The sequence below is a fragment of the Pseudomonas koreensis genome, from assembly GCF_024169245.1.
GTDB classification, from domain to species: domain Bacteria; phylum Pseudomonadota; class Gammaproteobacteria; order Pseudomonadales; family Pseudomonadaceae; genus Aquipseudomonas; species Aquipseudomonas koreensis_F.
Genome location: NZ_JALJWP010000001.1, coordinates 5,186,565 through 5,201,015, shown reverse-complemented (window position 1 = coordinate 5,201,015; position 14,451 = coordinate 5,186,565). Strand labels below are relative to the sequence as shown.

Below are 14,451 nucleotides of genomic sequence, written 5' to 3'. Positions count from 1 at the left end.
CAAAAGATCGCAGCCCTCGGCAGCTCCTACATTGGAAACGTGGAAGCTGAGCAATGATGGCCATTCAGTTTCAGTTAAGTTGACCCCGCTAAGGTGCCCACCGTAAGCAACCTATAAGAATTCGGAGACACCATGAAAACCCTGACTGCCCTGACCACTGCCTCGATCATCGGCCTCTTTGCCAACACCGCGCAGGCGCGCGATCTCGGACCTGACGAAGCGCTTCGTTTGCGCGACGCTGGTACTATCGTCTCCTTCGAGAAGCTCAACGCCATCGCGCTCAGTAAGCACCCTGGTTCGAAGATCACTGAAACCGAGCTGGAGGAGGAGTACGGCAAGTACATCTACCAGATCGAGTTGCGTGATCCGCAGGGCCTCAACTGGGATCTGGAACTGGATGCGGTGACTGGGCAGGTTCTCAAGGATCATCAGGATACGTAATGAAGCTGAATATTCGCGTCACCCGCCTGACGGCGCTGGCGCTGGTGTTGTTCTGCAGCAGTGCCATGGCTCGCGACCTCGACCAGGACGAGGCGCTGGATCTGCGTCGTCAAGGTGTGATCCTGCCGCTCGAGCAAGTGCTGCAGCAGGCTATGGATCGCTACCCCGGCGCCAAACTGCTGGAAGTCGAGCTGGAAGAAAAACACGACGTGTACGTTTACGAAGTCGAGTTGCTGACAGTCGAAGGCGTGGCGCGCGAGCTGCACTTGAAGGCCGATACCGGCGAGTTAGTCAAAGACAAGGAAGATTGATCGATGCGTTTGCTTCTGGTGGAAGACCATGTACCGCTGGCCGACGAGTTGCTCGCCGGTCTGCAACGCCAAGGCTACGCAGTGGATTGGCTGGCCGATGGCCGTGACGCGGTGTATCAGGGCGGCAGCGAGCCCTATGACCTGATCATCCTCGACCTCGGCCTGCCCGGCGTACCGGGGCTTGATGTGCTGGCGCAGTGGCGCGCGGCCGGCCTGGCGATTCCGGTGCTGATCCTCACCGCACGCGATTCCTGGGCCGAGCGCATCGAAGGCCTGAAGGCCGGCGCCGACGATTACCTGACCAAACCGTTCCACCCGGAAGAGCTGTACCTGCGCATTCAGTCGCTGTTGCGCCGCTCCAAGGGCCAGTCCAATCAGCCGACCCTGCAAGCCGCCGGCCTGCATCTGGACGAAGGCCGCCAGTGCGTGGTTCGCGACGGCGCCGACATCCAGCTGACCGCCGCTGAATTCCGCCTGCTGCGCTATTTCATGCTGCACCCCGAACAGATCCTCTCGAAAAGCCACCTCGCCGAACACCTCTACGACGGTGAGACCGAGCGTGACTCCAACGTCCTCGAAGTCCACGTCAACCACCTGCGGCGCAAGCTCGGCAAAAGCGTGATCGAAACCCGTCGCGGTCAGGGATACCTGTTCGGCGGGCAAGCTTCATGAGATCAATCCAGCGCCGGTTGAGCCTGGGTTTGATCAGCGTGATGGTGATCGTCGGTCTGGTCCTGGCGCAAACCAGCCTGTGGTTGTTCGAAGTCGGTTTGCAGCGCTATCTCGAAGCCGGCCTGCGCAACGACAGTGAAAGCCTGCTGGTGGCACTGGTGCGCGGCCCGCAGGGTCTGCAACTGGATGAGCGGCATCTGTCGCCTGCCTATCAGCGGCCATTTTCCGGGCACTACTTTCGCATCGATTTCTCCGACAGCCACTGGCGCTCGCGCTCGCTGTGGGATCAGGAACTGCCGCTGCTGCCCCACCCGGGGCTCCACAGCAACCTGCAACTGGGCCCGGGCGGGCAACGCTTGCTGATTCTGCGCTCGGACTATCGGCGCCTGGGCCAGTCGATCTCGATCAGCGTCGCCCAGGACTACACGCCGGTCAGCGACAGTTTCCAGCGCATGCGTCAGATCGGCCTCGGCCTCGGGCTGGCGGCGTTGCTGCTGATCCTGTTCCTGCAACGCCTGACTGTGCGCCGCGCGCTGAAACCGCTGGAACGCGCGCGCGAGCAGATCGCTCAGTTGCAGCAGGGCCAGCGCTCGCAACTCGACGATCAGGTGCCGGTGGAACTGGAACCGCTGGTGGCGCAGATCAACCATTTGCTCGCCCACACCGAAGACAGCCTCAAGCGCTCGCGCAACGCTTTGGGCAACCTCGGCCACGCATTGAAAACACCGTTGGCGGTGCTGCTCAGTTTGGCCTCCAATGACAAGCTCGATGACCATCCGGAGCTGCGCAAGATTCTCAAGGAACAACTGGAACAGGTGCAGCAGCGCCTTAATCGCGAGCTCAACCGCGCGCGGTTATCCGGTGATGCACTGCCGGGAGCGTTGTTCGATTGCGATGCCGAGCTGCCGGGGTTGCTGGCGACCTTGAACATGATTCATGGCGAGCATCTGGCTTTGAGCTACGTCGCACCGCCCGGGCTGCAACTGCCGTGGGACCGTGAGGACTTGCTGGAACTGCTCGGCAACCTGCTCGACAACGCTTGCAAGTGGGCCGATGCCGAGGTGCGCCTCAGCGTCATCGAGCGCACTGACGGCTTTGCCCTGAGCGTGGAAGATGACGGGCCGGGAATCCCCGAGGAACAACGTGCTCAGGTGTTCAGCCGTGGTACGCGGCTGGATGAGCAGACCCATGGCCATGGGCTGGGCCTCGGGATCGTGCGCGATATCGTCGATACCTGGGGCGGCTTGATGGTGCTGGGCGAGAGCGAATGGGGCGGGTTGAAAGTGGTGATTGAACTGCCTCGGCGGTGAACCCTTGAAAAGCCCCTCACCCTAACCCTCTCCCAGAGGGAGAGGGGACTGACCGTGGTGATGGGACGAGATACGTCGACCTGAAATACCGAGTCGAACTCAGGATTCGGATGGCACGAAGATCGGCTCCCTTTCCCCCTCGCCCCCCTTGGGGGGAGAGGGTTGGGTTGAGGGGGGATTGCAACTGACACCCCGCACTCGCGCATCAAACGCGAAACTGATCCATCAACCGCTGCTGCTGATTCGCCAGGCTGTTGAGCGACTGGCTGACCCGCGCCGATTCATTCGCCTGTCCAGACAGCGATTCGGTCACATCGCGAATCGTCGCCACATTGTTGTTGATCTCCTCGGCCACCGCGCTCTGCTCTTCGGCGGCGCTGGCGATCTGCAGGTTCATGTCGCTGATCACCGTCACCGCATCGCCGATCTGCCGCAGAGCGGTCACGGCCTGGCCCACCTGCTCGACACTGCCCTGGGCCTGACGATGGCTGTTGCCCATCGAGCCGACCACTTCCTGCGTGCCGTTCTGCAATTGCTCGATGACCTGACGGGTTTCTTCCACCGACTCCTGAGTGCGGCGGGCGAGGTTGCGCACCTCATCCGCAACCACGGCGAAACCGCGTCCGGCTTCACCGGCGCGGGCGGCTTCGATGGCGGCGTTGAGTGCGAGAAGGTTGGTCTGCTCGGCGATGGCGCGAATGGTTTCCAGCACCGTGCCGATCTTCTCGCTATTGGCGGCCAGGCCCTCGACCTGCACCATCGCTGCGCTCATGTCGGCGGCGAGGGTGTCGATGCTCGCGGTGGTGCGATCGATCACCGTCAGGCCTTGGCGGGTGGCGCGGTCGGCGTCCTTGGCGGCTTCGGCCGCTTGTGCGGCGCTGCGTGCGACGTCCTGGGCGGTGGCGCTCATCTCGTGGGAAGCGGTGGCGACCTGATCGACCTGGCGGTATTGCTGCTCCATGCCGGCGCTGGTCTGGGTCGCGATGGCCGAGGACTGGTCGGCGGTATTGCGCGCGTCCTGCACCGAGCGTTTCACCTCGGCGATGATCGGTTGCAGCTTGTCGAGGAAACGGTTGAACCAGCCGGCCAGTTGCCCGAGTTCGTCCTGCTTGTCATAGGCCAGGCGCCGGGTCAGATCGCCTTCGCCGCTGGCGATGTCTTCGAGCATGTGCGCCACGCCGAGGATCGGTTTGGTCACGCTGCGTGCCATCAGCCACACCAGCAGCAGACCGATCAGCGCGGCGAGCAGGCCGAGGCTCAGTTCGATCAGCGTGCCCGAGGTATTGCTCGCATCCAGTTGTTGCTTGAGCGCTTCGGCGCGGCTGACCAGGACTTTTTCCGGCACGTCCAGCAACACGCCCCACGCCGGACCACCGGGAATCGGCTGGAACGGCGACAGCACTTTCAACTGGCCGTTGCTGTGCAGGCTGCTCACGCCAGTGCTTGCGGCGAGCAGGCGCAGCAGCTCGCTGCCGCTGGCCTGATCCACTGCATCCAGCCGTTGGCTGAGTTTGCCGGCATCCGGGCTGTAACCGGCGAGCAGGCCAGCGGGGCTGACGATACTCACGGCGGTCTGACCGTCATACAGCTTGCGACTGGCGTTCTGGCTGATCGCTTGCAGGCTGTTGAGGTTGATGTCGACCGACAGCGAGGCGATGACTTTGCCGTTGACCTGCAGCGGAAAAACGATGCTGGTCATCAGCACTTTCTGGCCGTCGATGACATAGAAGTACGGCTCGATCACGCAGGGTTTGAGGGTGGTGCGCGGGCAGGTGAACCAGGCGTTGGCGGCCTGACCGCTGGGGCCGGTGCTGGTGTCGCTCATGTCGCTTTCCGGCAGCGCCATCGAAGTGACTTTGCCCGGCGTCGGCTGCGACCAGTACAGGGCGAAGCGGCCCTTGTCGTTGCTGCCCAGTTCAGCCTGATCGGCGAACAGTTCGTCCTTGCCGTCCAGCGCATTGGCTTCGAACACCAGCGACAGGCCGAGCAGCTCCGGGTTGGCTTGCAGCGCGGATTTGACCTGACGGGTCATGTCCTCGCGCAGGTCGAAGGCATCGAGAAAACGCTTCTCGGCCTGCTCGCGCAAAAACAGCACCTGACGCGAGAAACCGTGGCCGTACTGATAGGCGTCCATGAACTGTTGACGGATGCCGGCGGCCTGCACTTCACCTTGTGATTCGATCCGCGCCTGCGCCGATTCGGTGAGCATCTCCATGCTCGACGCCTTGACCAGCGCCGAGCTGTGTTCCATGCGATACAGCGAAAGACCGACCAACAGGGTCACGATACCGGCCAGGCAGAGGCCGGCGAGCAGGGTGATTTTCCATTGGATGGAAAGTTGTCTGAGCGACATGGAGAACATCCTTATCCGATAAATATCTGAGACTTTGCACTGTAGCGGCCGTGTTTGGGCTTTCTTTATCCCTCAAGCGCAATATGACCAATTGCGCATGCGGTCCATGTAGGAGCTGCCGAAGGCTGCGATCTTGCGCTTTTGCTCTGGAACAAGATCAATAGATCGCAGCCTTCGGCAGCTCCTACAGGGCCGTGCGACTTTGACAAGGACTGTTCGCTGCGGCACAGTGCGCGCCCTCTAATAAGACCCTCTTTGCAAATCCGCCGGCCAATTCCGGGCGGACTCATCCTGTCTGGCGGTGTGTTTTCACCCGCAGTGTTTTTTGAGGTAGTGAAATGAATGCAGTCATAGCAGCCGTCGGCGTCATGCTGATTCTCAGCCTGTCGCGCGTGCATGTGGTGATCGCGCTGATCGTCGGAGCGCTGGTCGGTGGCCTGACCGGTGGCCTGGGCATCGAAGCGACGCTCAAAGCGTTCAACAGCGGCCTGGGCGGCGGCGCGACGGTGGCGTTGTCCTACGCCTTGCTCGGCGCTTTCGCCGTGGCGATCGCCAAGTCCGGCCTGGCCCATGCGTTGGCCGACAAGGCCCTGGCCATGGTCGACCGGCAACATGCGACCGGCGGCGGTAATGTCAAGTGGCTGCTGATCGGCCTGCTCTGGGTGGTGGCGATTGCTTCACAGAACATTCTGCCGATCCACATCGCGTTCATTCCGCTGCTGGTACCGCCGCTTCTCTATGTACTGACCAAGCTGCAACTCGATCGCCGTTTGATCGCCTGCGTCATGACCTTCGGCCTGATCACCCCGTACATGTTTCTGCCGGTGGGCTTCGGCAACATCTTCCTGAATGAAATCCTGCTGGCCAACGTCGCGCGCAGTGGTGTCGACATCAGCGGTATCAATGTCACCCACGCCATGGGCATTCCGGCGCTGGGCATGCTGGTCGGCCTCGGCATCGCGTTTATCAGCTATCGCAAGAAGCGCGTCTACGACCTGGCGAAGATCGAACAGGTCGAGCAGACAGCGGTGCAGTACAACCCGCTGAGCCTGATGATTGCCGGTGTGGCGATCGCCGCAGCGTTCGTCATTCAACTGCTGCTGGACTCGATGATTATCGGTGCGCTGGCCGGGTTCCTGATCTTCTCGGCGTCGGGCATCGTCAAATGGCGCGAGACCGATGATCTGTTCACCGAAGGCATGAAGATGATGGCGATGATCGGCTTCATCATGATCGCCTCGTCGGGTTTCGGCGAAGTGATCAAGGCTACCGGCGAAGTGCAGACGCTGGTAGAAGCCTCGGCGGCGTGGATCGATCACAGCAAGGGCGTCGGAGCCCTGATGATGTTGCTGGTCGGGCTGCTGGTGACCATGGGCATCGGCTCGTCGTTTTCCACCGTGCCGATTCTCGCGGTGATTTTCGTGCCGCTGTGCGTGCAACTGGGCTTCAGTCCGATCGCCATCGTCTGCATCGTCGGCACTGCCGGTGCGCTGGGTGACGCAGGATCGCCGGCCTCGGACTCGACCCTCGGCCCGACCTCGGGCCTGAACATCGACGGCCAGCATCACCATATCTGGGACACCGTCGTACCGACCTTCCTGCACTACAATTTGCCGCTGCTGGCGTTTGGGTGGGTGGCGGCGATGGTTCTCTAAACGCCCCACCAGTCCCCTGTGGGAGCGAGCTTGCTCGCGAACGCTTTGGATCAGTCACAGTTGTAGCGACTGACACGACGCTTTCGCGAGCAAGCTCGCTCCCACAGGGGACTGGGTATTTCGCAGACTCAACTTTTGCCTCGGCGTGCCGTTAAAGCCTTTAACCACGCCAACAAAATCAAAAGAGTGAGTCCCCCGATGCGCCTGAGTCTGAAGGCTAAAGTCCTGTCCCTTGCCGTTCTGCCGGTGCTGCTCTTTGCGCTGGTCATCAGCGTGACCACGCTGTTCATCCTCCAGGAACAGGCGCGCAAGGAAGTCGAACAGACCCGCGAGCGGCTGCTCGGCGACGCCAAGGCCACCCTGCAAAGTTACGTCGCCGTGGCCATGACCACGATCAAGCCGCTGTATGACGCCGCCGCACCGGGCGACGACGCGGCGCGGGCGCAGGCGATCAAACTGCTCTCGGGCATCCGCTACGGCAAGGACGGCTACTTCTTCGGCTACGACTCCGAGACCGTGCGCCTGTTCAAGGCCAACGACCCCGACGGCGTGGGCAAAAGCTTCAAGGACAACCGCGATCCGAACGGCGTCTACGTCAATCTTGGCCTGGTCAAAGTGGCCAAGGACGGCACCCACTATCTGCAATACAGCTCGCCGCTGCCGGGCAACGCCAAGGTGCTGGTGCCGAAACTCGGCTACACCGAATACCTGCCGAAGTGGGACATGGCGGTCGGTACTTCGGTCAACCTCGACGGCATCGAAGCGCAAGTCGCGCAGGTCGAAGCGCAAGTGCAGGAGCGCGTGCAAGGCGTGGTGCTGAGCATCGTCGGCGTTGCCGTGTTGGTGCTGCTGGTGATCGCGGCGGCGGGCATGCTGCTGGCCAACACCATTCTGCGCCCGCTGACGCAAATGAAAGCCAGCCTCGACGATATCGCGGCGGGCGAGGGCGACCTGACCCGGCGCCTGAACATCACCAGCCAGGACGAACTCGGTGAACTGGCCGGCTCGTTCAACCGTTTCGTCGACAAGATCCACGGCCTGGTGCGGCAGATCACCGAGATGACCAGCCAACTGACCGGGCTGGTCACCCAAGTTTCGGAACAGGCGCAGCGTTCCGATCAGGCCATGGAGCGTCAGCGTCACGAAACCGATCAGGTCGCCACCGCGATCAACGAGATGTCCGCCGCCGCCCAGGAAGTCGCCAAGAGCGCGCAGAACGCCGCCGTCGCCGCCCAGCAGACCGACGAAGAAGGCCAGAGCGCCAAGCGCGTGGTGGCGGGCAGCATCAAACAGATTCATGCGCTGGTCGATGACATTCGCAGCAGCGGCGTGTCGCTGGACAGCCTGCAGCAGGACGTCAGTTCGATTGTCGGCGTACTCGGGGTGATCCGCTCGATTGCCGAGCAGACCAACCTCTTGGCGCTCAACGCCGCGATCGAGGCGGCACGGGCCGGTGAGGCCGGGCGCGGGTTTGCGGTGGTCGCCGACGAAGTGCGCGCGCTGGCCAGCCGCACGCAAATCAGCACCCAGGAAATCCAGGGCATGATCGACCGCTTGCAAGCGGGCACGCAGCAGGCGGTCGAGGCGATGCGCCGCTCCAGCGAGGCCGGCGACGGCACTTCCCAGCAAGCCAATCAGGCCGGCGCCTCGCTGGACGCGATGGCGCAGTTGATCGCGACGATCAACTCGATGAACGCGCAGATCGCCAGCGCAGCGGAAGAGCAGACAGCGGTGGCCGAAGAGATCAACCGCAGCGTGCATCAGATTGCCGTGGCGGTGGACAGCGTCGCCGATGAAACGCAGTTGGGCGCGCAGACCTCGCGCAGCCTGGCAGAGCTGGGGCAGCGGTTGGGCAAGCTGGTTGGTCAGTTCCGTATCTGATCGCCTGAAAAGCCCCTCACCCTAGCCCTCTCCCAGAGGGAGAGGGGACCGATTGGGGGATATTGCGGGATTACGCCGACCTGAAAGTCCTGCTTTGAATCCATAATCGACGCGGTTTTTCAGGTCGATGCAGGAGGTGGTACACCTCGGTCAGTCCCCTCTCCCTCCGGGAGAGGGCTAGGGTGAGGGGCTCTTGATCTTCAGGCTCTGTCCCAATAGGGAATCTCGCCAAAGCATTCGACAAAAAAATCAATCACCGTCCTCACCTTCACCGACAACCGTCGGCTCCCCGGCCACAGCACCGCGATCTGCTGCGGCTCCAGACTGTTCGACACCTGATACTCCCCGAGCACCGGCACTAGTGTGCCTTCGCGCACCGCTTCGCCAATCAGCCACGACGGAAACATCACCAGCCCCAGCCCTTGCTGAGCAGCCTGGGTCAGGGTGTCGGCGTGGTTGCCGGTGATCGGGCCTCTGACGGTGTAGGGGGTCCAGTCGTCGCCATCGCGGCGGAAAAACCAGCGCTGCTGACCGGCCGCGCCTTTGTAGGCCAGGCACTGATGTTGCGCGAGTTCGTCGGGATGCTGTGGAGTGCCGTGGCGTTTGAGATAGGCCGGGCTGGCGGCGACCTGAAAGCGGTGCGGTGCCAGAATCCGTGCCTGCATGCTCGAGTCGTGCAGCGCGCCGATGCGAAACAGCAGGTCCGCGCCTTCCTGTAGCGGGTCGACGTAATGGTCGGTTTGCTGGATGTCCAGTTGCAGCTTCGGATAGCGCGCGCAGAGCTGGCCCAGCCAGGGCGTCAGATGGCGCTGGCCGAACACCACTGGCGCGTTGATCCGCACCAGGCCGGTGGGTTCGCTTTGCTGTTCCTGCAACGCCTGCTCGGCTTCTTCCAGGTGCACCAACAGCAGGCGTGCATGGTGGCCGAGCGTGCGTCCGGCTTCGGTCGGGGTCACGGCGCGGGTATGGCGGTAGAGCAATTGCTGGTTCAGCGCCTGCTCCATCAGCTGGATCTGCCGCGAGATAGAGGAGGGCGCCACGCCTTCGCGGCGGGCGACTTCGGAAAAACTGCCGTGGTCGAGGACCGCCACGAACAGCCGTAACGCCTTGAATCCGAGTTCGTTGAGCCCATTCATGCAATGTCTCGCTGTGCGTGATGCGCAAAAGTGTTGTCCGGATGCTCCCATTTATCGCACAGCGGCGCCAGCCGATAATCCGCGCCATTGTTTATGAGCGTGGAAGGTTGTGTATGCAGACGTTGGATGAGGGGTTGGTCGCGGCACCGGTGAAGCGTTCGGTGTTGCGTCTGCTGTTGCTGCCGCTGGTGATTCTCGCCGGCATGGGCTTGTCGGTGGAGGCGGGGTTGCTCGGGCCGTTGGGCGAGCAGGTCGGGCATTTGTGGGCGACGTTGAGCATCTTCGGCGTGGGTTCGGCGATTCTGTTTTTGCTCCTGCTGTTCGCCGGTCCGCGAAAAGGTCCGGCCCTGACCGAGCTGCCGCGCTGGCAGTTGATTGGCGGATTTCTAGGGCCGATCTACGTGGTGGTGCTGACGCTGGCGACGCCGCACATCGGCATTGCCATGACGATGATCGCGATTTTGTCCGGTCAGGTCGGCAAGAGTGTGTTGATCGACCATTTCGGCTGGTTCGGCGCGACGCGCAAGCAGGTCAACGGCGAGCGCTGGCTGGCGTTGGGTTTGATTGTGGTGGCTTTGGTTCTGATTGCGCGGGGGTGAATGATGGTTCTGGTGATTTTGTTGACGGTGGTGGTGTTGGCCGGCGCGGTGTTGAGTGTTCAGGCGGCGATCAATGGTCGCTTGGGCGAGACGGTGGGGGTACTGCGTAGCAGTCTGCTGACCTTTGCGGTGGGTGCGGTGGTGACCGGGTTGTTGATCCTGTTTTTCGAGCCGGCGCAGGCGGTGAGTCTGCTGGAGGTGCCGAAGTGGCAGTTGACCGGGGCGCTGTTCGGCGTGGTGTACATGATGGTGATGGTCGGCGCGGTGCCGGTGGTGGGGACGGCTGTGGCGACTGTGGCGGTGATTGTCGGGCAGCTGGGGATGGGGATGTTGATCGACAATTTTGGCTGGTTGGGGAATCCGGCGATCGGGTTGTCTTCGAGTCGGATGTTGGCGATGGTGTGTTTGGCGGTGGCGTTGGTTTTCATGTATCGGAGTTCGCGGCAGGCGCGGTGATTTTATTTGTTTGATTGTGTACATATCCGTTGCTGCGGGTGTTGCTGATTACGGTTTCGCCCTTACGGCGAGGCACTTTTTCCAGACGCCGAAAAAGTACCCAAAAAGGCTTCGCCCTGACGTTCGGCCCGCTCGCTGGGGCTCGGGGTTCCTTCGTTCCGGGACCGATCCTGGCGCAGCGGCTCCGGTTTGCTTCGCTGCACCTCCTTCCGCTGTGTCTGGCTGCGCCAGACGGTCGCTGCGCTCCCACGCCCGGATCAATCCCTCCACTCAGCCTGCCGACGGGCTCTGAGATCAAGATCAAAAGCGGTACTCGAGCTAACGCTCATCGTGTGTAGGAGCTGCCGAAGGCTGCGATCTTTTGATCTTGCTTTGCTTTGCTTTGCTTTGCTTTGCTTTTGCTTTTCTGTGGGAGCGAGCCTGCTCGCGAAAGCCATCTCTGCGTCGCCCAATCTCTCAACACTTGTCCAGCCTGCAAAACCACCTCCTACACTGTCTCTTACGGCTTACCACTCAAGCCTCAGACAACCACCACGCAAGGAGTCTGTCCCATGTCCGATAAAAAATGCGACTGCCCCGGCTGCAACTGCACCCTCAAAGAGGGTGAGCATTCCTACGCTGTGCACGGTAAACACTATTGCTGCGAGGCCTGCGCTCATCACCACAAGGACGGTGAAGAATGTGCGATGAAGGGCTGCGGTTGCGCCCATCCGAAATAATCAGGGCAAAAAAAGTGGAGCCTAATCAGGCTCCACTTCCATTTTCAGACTGTCGTCATCCCTTCGCTCAAAGTGCCTCACCGTGCCTTGCAATGTTCGCCCTTCGACCTTGATCACCACGATCCTGGCCTGGTCGAGGTCTTCCGGCACCGGTGCCTGGACACACAAGGTAAAGCGGTAAGGGTCATCCGCCACCGTTTCCAGTGCGACCTCGCAATCCACCGTTTTGGTGATCTGGCCGAAGAAGGTGGTCAGGCCGTAATCCAGTCGGGCCGGGTGATAAGTGTCGGTCATCGGTCGCTTCCCCTTTCGAATGCCAAGCCTGCAGTGAAGGCGATGGGGTCAGTTGGTCTGGCGCCAGGTGACGTTTTCCAGGCCGAATTTTTCTGCCATCGGTTTGCTGGTCTTTTGTACTTTCTCGCGGCCGAAGCGCGGGATGCGACCCACGCCCGCGTCGCAGCTTGCCCAGTGCCAGGCTTCGGCGTTGTCCATTTTGTCCGAGCGGATAATGAACGACTTGGGGGTGCCATGCAGTGTGTAGTCGATGACGTAAAGTTTTGCGTTGTTCATAAAGCCCGTATTCCTCCCTGTGGTAATAAACGGATCGCGCTGTGCCGAGAAAATTCAGTTGGATTGTCCGACGGTATCTATCGTTGGCGAGGGCGGGGCGTGCTGGTTACCATGGCGGCTACGCCAACCCCCCTGTGAACGCTCGCCATGGCCCTCGCCGCGCCCCCTGATCTGACCGACACCGATGTGCCCGTGCAACCGCTGGCGCGGACCTATCCGCGCGGTTTGTTCATCGAGCCGCACGAGCATGTCTGGGGGCAGTTGCTGTATGCGATGAGCGGGGTGATGTGGGTCGAAACCCCGCACGAAGCGCTGGTGGTGCCGCCGCAGCGGGCGGTGTGGTTGCCGCCGGGAGTGCCGCACGGGATTCGCGTGGTGTCGGACCTGCAGATGCGCAATATCTACCTGCGTCCAGCGCTGGCGGCGACGCTGGATGCGACGGTGCAGGTGATCGAAGTCGGTGGTTTGCTGCGCGAGTTGATCGTCGGGCTGGTGGCGCAGGGTGATGACGGCGAGCCTGAATATTACGAGGCACTTGTCGGGCTGGCGTTACTAGAGCTGCGGCGGGCAAGGCGTTCGCAGTTGAAGATTCCGCTGCCGGATGAGTCCGACCGGCGTCTGATGAATCTGTGTCAGGCCGTGATGGCCGCGCCGTCGCTGGAGATACCGTTCGAGCAGCATGCGGAAAACGCCGGGGCCAGCGTGCGCACATTGGCGCGTTTGTTCAAGGACAGCCTCGGCATGGGCTTCGCCGAATGGCGGCGCCAAGTGCAGCTGGCGACGGCGGTGGCGGCATTGATTCAGGGCGTGGCGGTGAGCGTCATCGCTCGTGAACTGGGCTATTCACCGAGCAGCTTCAGCGACATGTTTCGCCGAGAGCTTGGCGTCGCGCCTTCGCAATTTATCCCGGCCTGAACGCTACCCCCTGTAGGAGTGAGCCTGCTCGCGATAGCGGAGTGTCAGTCAGCTCAGCAACATCTGGAAGACCGCTATCGCGAGCAGGCTCACTCCTACAGGGAACTGTGGTGACCTTTTCGATTTGTCCGAAATTCCGAAGTCCTTGGCCGATAGCGTTCTGTCTCATTCCCTAGACTCTGCCCATCACTTACCACGGCGGAGTTCCCTCATGAACTACCTCATTTCTCTGGCCATTGGCCTGGGCGTCGGCCTGCTCTATGGCGCGCTCGATTTCCGTTCTCCTGCACCACCGGCCATCGCGCTGGTTGGTCTGCTCGGCATGTTGGCCGGTGAGCAGTTGTGGCCGCTGGGCCGGCAACTGGTCGCTGGCTGGTTGTCCTGAATTTCCCTTTTTTCACGGTGGATGTGCCCATGAAAGCGTTGCAATTCGATCAGACCGGCGACCTGTCTTCCCTGCGTTTCGTCGACGTCCCGACCCCGGTGCCCGGCGTCGATGAAGTGCTGGTGCAGATCAAGGCTGCCGGCCTCAACCCCAGCGATGTGAAAAACGTCCTCGGTCGTTTTCCCTACACCACTCTGCCACGGATTCCGGGGCGGGATTTTGCCGGGGTGGTGGTCGAGGGGCCGCAGGCGATGATCGGTCAGGAAGTCTGGGGCACCGGGCGCGAGCTGGGCTTCTTCGCCGACGGTGCCCATGCGCAATTCGTCAAACTGCCGGCCAGCGGCGTAGCGCACAAACCGGCGCATCTGAGTTTCGCTCAGGCCGCCAGCCTCGGCGTGCCGTACACCACGGCGTGGGATGCGCTGGAACGCAGCCTGGTCAGCGCCGACACGCGCTTGCTGGTGATCGGCGGCGGAGCGGTGGCGACGGCGGCATTGGCCTTGGCGAAAGTGCGCGGCGCGCAATTGCTGGCCGCGGCGCGCCGGCCCGAGCAGGTGGCGGATTTGCAGAGGCAGGGCTATCAGACGGTTCAACTGGATAAGCCAGAAGACCTCGGTGCGCAGGTCAACGCGGTATATCGCGGCGGCGCCGATGTGATCTTCGACACCACCGGTTTCTGGCTGCCCGCCTCGGTGGCAGCACTGGCCACTTTCGGCCGCATCGCCATCATCGCCGCGCCGGTCGATGGCCACGTGCAATTGCCGGCGCTGGCGCTGTATCGCAAGGGCGGCTCGGTAGTCGGCATCAACTCCTTGTTGTACGGCGTCGAGGCATGCGCGGCGATGCTTGAGCGGTTCGGGCGGTTCTTCGATGAGGATCGCTTGCCGCTGCCGCAGGGCCTGGTGCAAGTGCCGCTGGCGGAAGGGCTGGCGCGTTATGCAGAGGTCAATCAGGGTGGCGGGGACAAGATCATTTTGCTTCCCTGACCCTCATTCCCAGACACATGGAACCCATGTAGGAGTGAGCCTGCTCGCGATGGCGGTGTATC

The 14,451-nt window shown here is 62.0% G+C and carries 16 protein-coding genes and 2 pseudogenes; 13 read left to right on the top strand and 5 right to left on the bottom strand.

Annotated features, from left to right (window positions below):
• Nucleotides 1-132 precede the first annotated feature (132 nt).
• From J2Y90_RS23015 to J2Y90_RS23000, 4 genes are read left to right on the top strand one after another with little or no spacing between them, the layout of a single operon-like run.
• Complete coding sequence (locus tag J2Y90_RS23015) at nucleotides 133-441, top strand: PepSY domain-containing protein (RefSeq protein WP_253503661.1); 309 nt, start codon at nucleotides 133-135, stop codon at nucleotides 439-441.
• Nucleotides 441-752 carry a PepSY domain-containing protein gene (locus J2Y90_RS23010; RefSeq protein WP_253503658.1) on the top strand — a complete coding sequence of 104 codons (312 nt, stop codon included), beginning with the start codon at nucleotides 441-443 and terminating at the stop codon, nucleotides 750-752. The genes J2Y90_RS23015 and J2Y90_RS23010 overlap by 1 nt, the downstream gene beginning before the upstream one ends.
• 3 nt (nucleotides 753-755) lie before the next feature.
• Entirely contained in the window at nucleotides 756-1,424 is a 669-nt protein-coding gene (locus J2Y90_RS23005) for a response regulator transcription factor (protein WP_253503655.1), read from the top strand.
• A complete protein-coding gene (locus J2Y90_RS23000) occupies nucleotides 1,421-2,734 on the top strand; it encodes a sensor histidine kinase (protein ID WP_253503652.1) in 1,314 nt (437 codons plus the stop codon). Before J2Y90_RS23005 ends, J2Y90_RS23000 begins: the two co-directional genes overlap by 4 nt.
• A 205-nt stretch (nucleotides 2,735-2,939) precedes the next feature.
• On the opposite strand, the gene J2Y90_RS26805 is transcribed toward J2Y90_RS23000, so the two are convergent.
• Together J2Y90_RS26805 and J2Y90_RS26800 are read right to left on the bottom strand one after the other, a co-directional pair.
• A complete protein-coding gene (locus tag J2Y90_RS26805) occupies nucleotides 2,940-3,695 on the bottom strand; it encodes a methyl-accepting chemotaxis protein (protein ID WP_371699990.1) in 756 nt (251 codons plus the stop codon).
• Between the two features lie 102 nt (nucleotides 3,696-3,797).
• A pseudogene (locus tag J2Y90_RS26800) lies at nucleotides 3,798-3,944 on the bottom strand (HAMP domain-containing protein); the annotation flags it as partial.
• Nucleotides 3,945-5,425: 1,481 nt separating this feature from the next.
• On the opposite strand from J2Y90_RS26800, the gene J2Y90_RS22990 reads away from it, so the two are divergent.
• The 3 genes and pseudogenes from J2Y90_RS22990 (at nucleotide 5,426) to J2Y90_RS26790 (ending at nucleotide 8,623) form a co-directional block, all read left to right on the top strand.
• Nucleotides 5,426-6,742, top strand: a complete 1,317-nt coding sequence (locus tag J2Y90_RS22990; RefSeq protein WP_064361384.1) for a Na+/H+ antiporter family protein — start codon at nucleotides 5,426-5,428, stop codon at nucleotides 6,740-6,742.
• Between the two features lie 198 nt (nucleotides 6,743-6,940).
• A pseudogene (locus tag J2Y90_RS26795) lies at nucleotides 6,941-7,765 on the top strand (cache domain-containing protein); the annotation flags it as partial.
• 36 nt (nucleotides 7,766-7,801) lie between these two features.
• Nucleotides 7,802-8,623, top strand: a complete 822-nt coding sequence (locus J2Y90_RS26790) for a methyl-accepting chemotaxis protein (protein WP_437180699.1) — start codon at nucleotides 7,802-7,804, stop codon at nucleotides 8,621-8,623.
• Between the two features lie 200 nt (nucleotides 8,624-8,823).
• Here the strand turns inward: J2Y90_RS26790 and J2Y90_RS22980 are convergent, their stop codons facing one another.
• Nucleotides 8,824-9,759: a LysR family transcriptional regulator gene (locus J2Y90_RS22980; protein WP_253503643.1), complete on the bottom strand. Its 936-nt coding sequence runs from the start codon at nucleotides 9,757-9,759 to the stop codon at nucleotides 8,824-8,826.
• A 113-nt stretch (nucleotides 9,760-9,872) separates the two neighbouring features.
• On the opposite strand from J2Y90_RS22980, the gene J2Y90_RS22975 reads away from it, so the two are divergent.
• From J2Y90_RS22975 to J2Y90_RS22965, 3 genes are all read left to right on the top strand, one after another.
• A complete protein-coding gene (locus J2Y90_RS22975; RefSeq protein ID WP_253503640.1) occupies nucleotides 9,873-10,358 on the top strand; it encodes a DMT family transporter in 486 nt (161 codons plus the stop codon).
• A gap of 3 nt (nucleotides 10,359-10,361) precedes the next feature.
• Nucleotides 10,362-10,814, top strand: a complete 453-nt coding sequence (locus J2Y90_RS22970) for a DMT family transporter (protein WP_253503637.1) — start codon at nucleotides 10,362-10,364, stop codon at nucleotides 10,812-10,814.
• 551 nt (nucleotides 10,815-11,365) lie between these two features.
• Nucleotides 11,366-11,533, top strand: a complete 168-nt coding sequence (locus J2Y90_RS22965; RefSeq protein WP_253503634.1) for a metallothionein — start codon at nucleotides 11,366-11,368, stop codon at nucleotides 11,531-11,533.
• A gap of 21 nt (nucleotides 11,534-11,554) precedes the next feature.
• On the opposite strand, the gene J2Y90_RS22960 is transcribed toward J2Y90_RS22965, so the two are convergent.
• Both J2Y90_RS22960 and J2Y90_RS22955 read right to left on the bottom strand, forming a co-directional pair.
• Nucleotides 11,555-11,827 carry a hypothetical protein gene (locus tag J2Y90_RS22960; RefSeq protein WP_253503631.1) on the bottom strand — a complete coding sequence of 91 codons (273 nt, stop codon included), beginning with the start codon at nucleotides 11,825-11,827 and terminating at the stop codon, nucleotides 11,555-11,557.
• 48 nt (nucleotides 11,828-11,875) lie between these two features.
• Complete coding sequence (locus J2Y90_RS22955) at nucleotides 11,876-12,103, bottom strand: DUF6555 family protein (RefSeq protein ID WP_016775403.1); 228 nt, start codon at nucleotides 12,101-12,103, stop codon at nucleotides 11,876-11,878.
• Between the two features lie 147 nt (nucleotides 12,104-12,250).
• On the opposite strand from J2Y90_RS22955, the gene J2Y90_RS22950 reads away from it, so the two are divergent.
• The 3 genes from J2Y90_RS22950 to J2Y90_RS22940 all read left to right on the top strand — a co-directional run bounded on the left by J2Y90_RS22950 (nucleotide 12,251) and on the right by J2Y90_RS22940 (nucleotide 14,389).
• Complete coding sequence (locus J2Y90_RS22950; RefSeq protein WP_253503628.1) at nucleotides 12,251-13,018, top strand: AraC family transcriptional regulator; 768 nt, start codon at nucleotides 12,251-12,253, stop codon at nucleotides 13,016-13,018.
• A 211-nt stretch (nucleotides 13,019-13,229) separates the two neighbouring features.
• Nucleotides 13,230-13,403, top strand: a complete 174-nt coding sequence (locus tag J2Y90_RS22945; protein ID WP_073471384.1) for a DUF1427 family protein — start codon at nucleotides 13,230-13,232, stop codon at nucleotides 13,401-13,403.
• 29 nt (nucleotides 13,404-13,432) lie between these two features.
• Nucleotides 13,433-14,389, top strand: a complete 957-nt coding sequence (locus J2Y90_RS22940; RefSeq protein ID WP_253503624.1) for a quinone oxidoreductase family protein — start codon at nucleotides 13,433-13,435, stop codon at nucleotides 14,387-14,389.
• Nucleotides 14,390-14,451 lie beyond the last annotated feature (62 nt).

Excerpts from the sequence above, each read along its gene's own strand:
- J2Y90_RS23000 (WP_253503652.1), top strand. The coding sequence starts at position 1,421 with ATGAGATCAATCCAGCGCCGGTTGAGCCTGGGTTTGATCAGCGTGATG.
- J2Y90_RS26790 (WP_437180699.1), top strand. The coding sequence starts at position 7,802 with ATGACCAGCCAACTGACCGGGCTGGTCACCCAAGTTTCGGAACAGGCG.
- J2Y90_RS22955 (WP_016775403.1), bottom strand. The coding sequence starts at position 12,103 with ATGAACAACGCAAAACTTTACGTCATCGACTACACACTGCATGGCACC.
- J2Y90_RS23010 (WP_253503658.1), top strand. The coding sequence starts at position 441 with ATGAAGCTGAATATTCGCGTCACCCGCCTGACGGCGCTGGCGCTGGTG.
- J2Y90_RS23005 (WP_253503655.1), top strand. The coding sequence starts at position 756 with ATGCGTTTGCTTCTGGTGGAAGACCATGTACCGCTGGCCGACGAGTTG.
- J2Y90_RS22980 (WP_253503643.1), bottom strand. The coding sequence starts at position 9,759 with ATGAATGGGCTCAACGAACTCGGATTCAAGGCGTTACGGCTGTTCGTG.
- J2Y90_RS22990 (WP_064361384.1), top strand. The coding sequence starts at position 5,426 with ATGAATGCAGTCATAGCAGCCGTCGGCGTCATGCTGATTCTCAGCCTG.
- J2Y90_RS22965 (WP_253503634.1), top strand. The coding sequence starts at position 11,366 with ATGTCCGATAAAAAATGCGACTGCCCCGGCTGCAACTGCACCCTCAAA.
- J2Y90_RS22950 (WP_253503628.1), top strand. The coding sequence starts at position 12,251 with ATGGCCCTCGCCGCGCCCCCTGATCTGACCGACACCGATGTGCCCGTG.
- J2Y90_RS22945 (WP_073471384.1), top strand. The coding sequence starts at position 13,230 with ATGAACTACCTCATTTCTCTGGCCATTGGCCTGGGCGTCGGCCTGCTC.
- J2Y90_RS23015 (WP_253503661.1), top strand. The coding sequence starts at position 133 with ATGAAAACCCTGACTGCCCTGACCACTGCCTCGATCATCGGCCTCTTT.
- J2Y90_RS22940 (WP_253503624.1), top strand. The coding sequence starts at position 13,433 with ATGAAAGCGTTGCAATTCGATCAGACCGGCGACCTGTCTTCCCTGCGT.
- J2Y90_RS22960 (WP_253503631.1), bottom strand. The coding sequence starts at position 11,827 with ATGACCGACACTTATCACCCGGCCCGACTGGATTACGGCCTGACCACC.
- J2Y90_RS22970 (WP_253503637.1), top strand. The coding sequence starts at position 10,362 with ATGGTTCTGGTGATTTTGTTGACGGTGGTGGTGTTGGCCGGCGCGGTG.
- J2Y90_RS26805 (WP_371699990.1), bottom strand. The coding sequence starts at position 3,695 with ATGGAGCAGCAATACCGCCAGGTCGATCAGGTCGCCACCGCTTCCCAC.
- J2Y90_RS22975 (WP_253503640.1), top strand. The coding sequence starts at position 9,873 with ATGCAGACGTTGGATGAGGGGTTGGTCGCGGCACCGGTGAAGCGTTCG.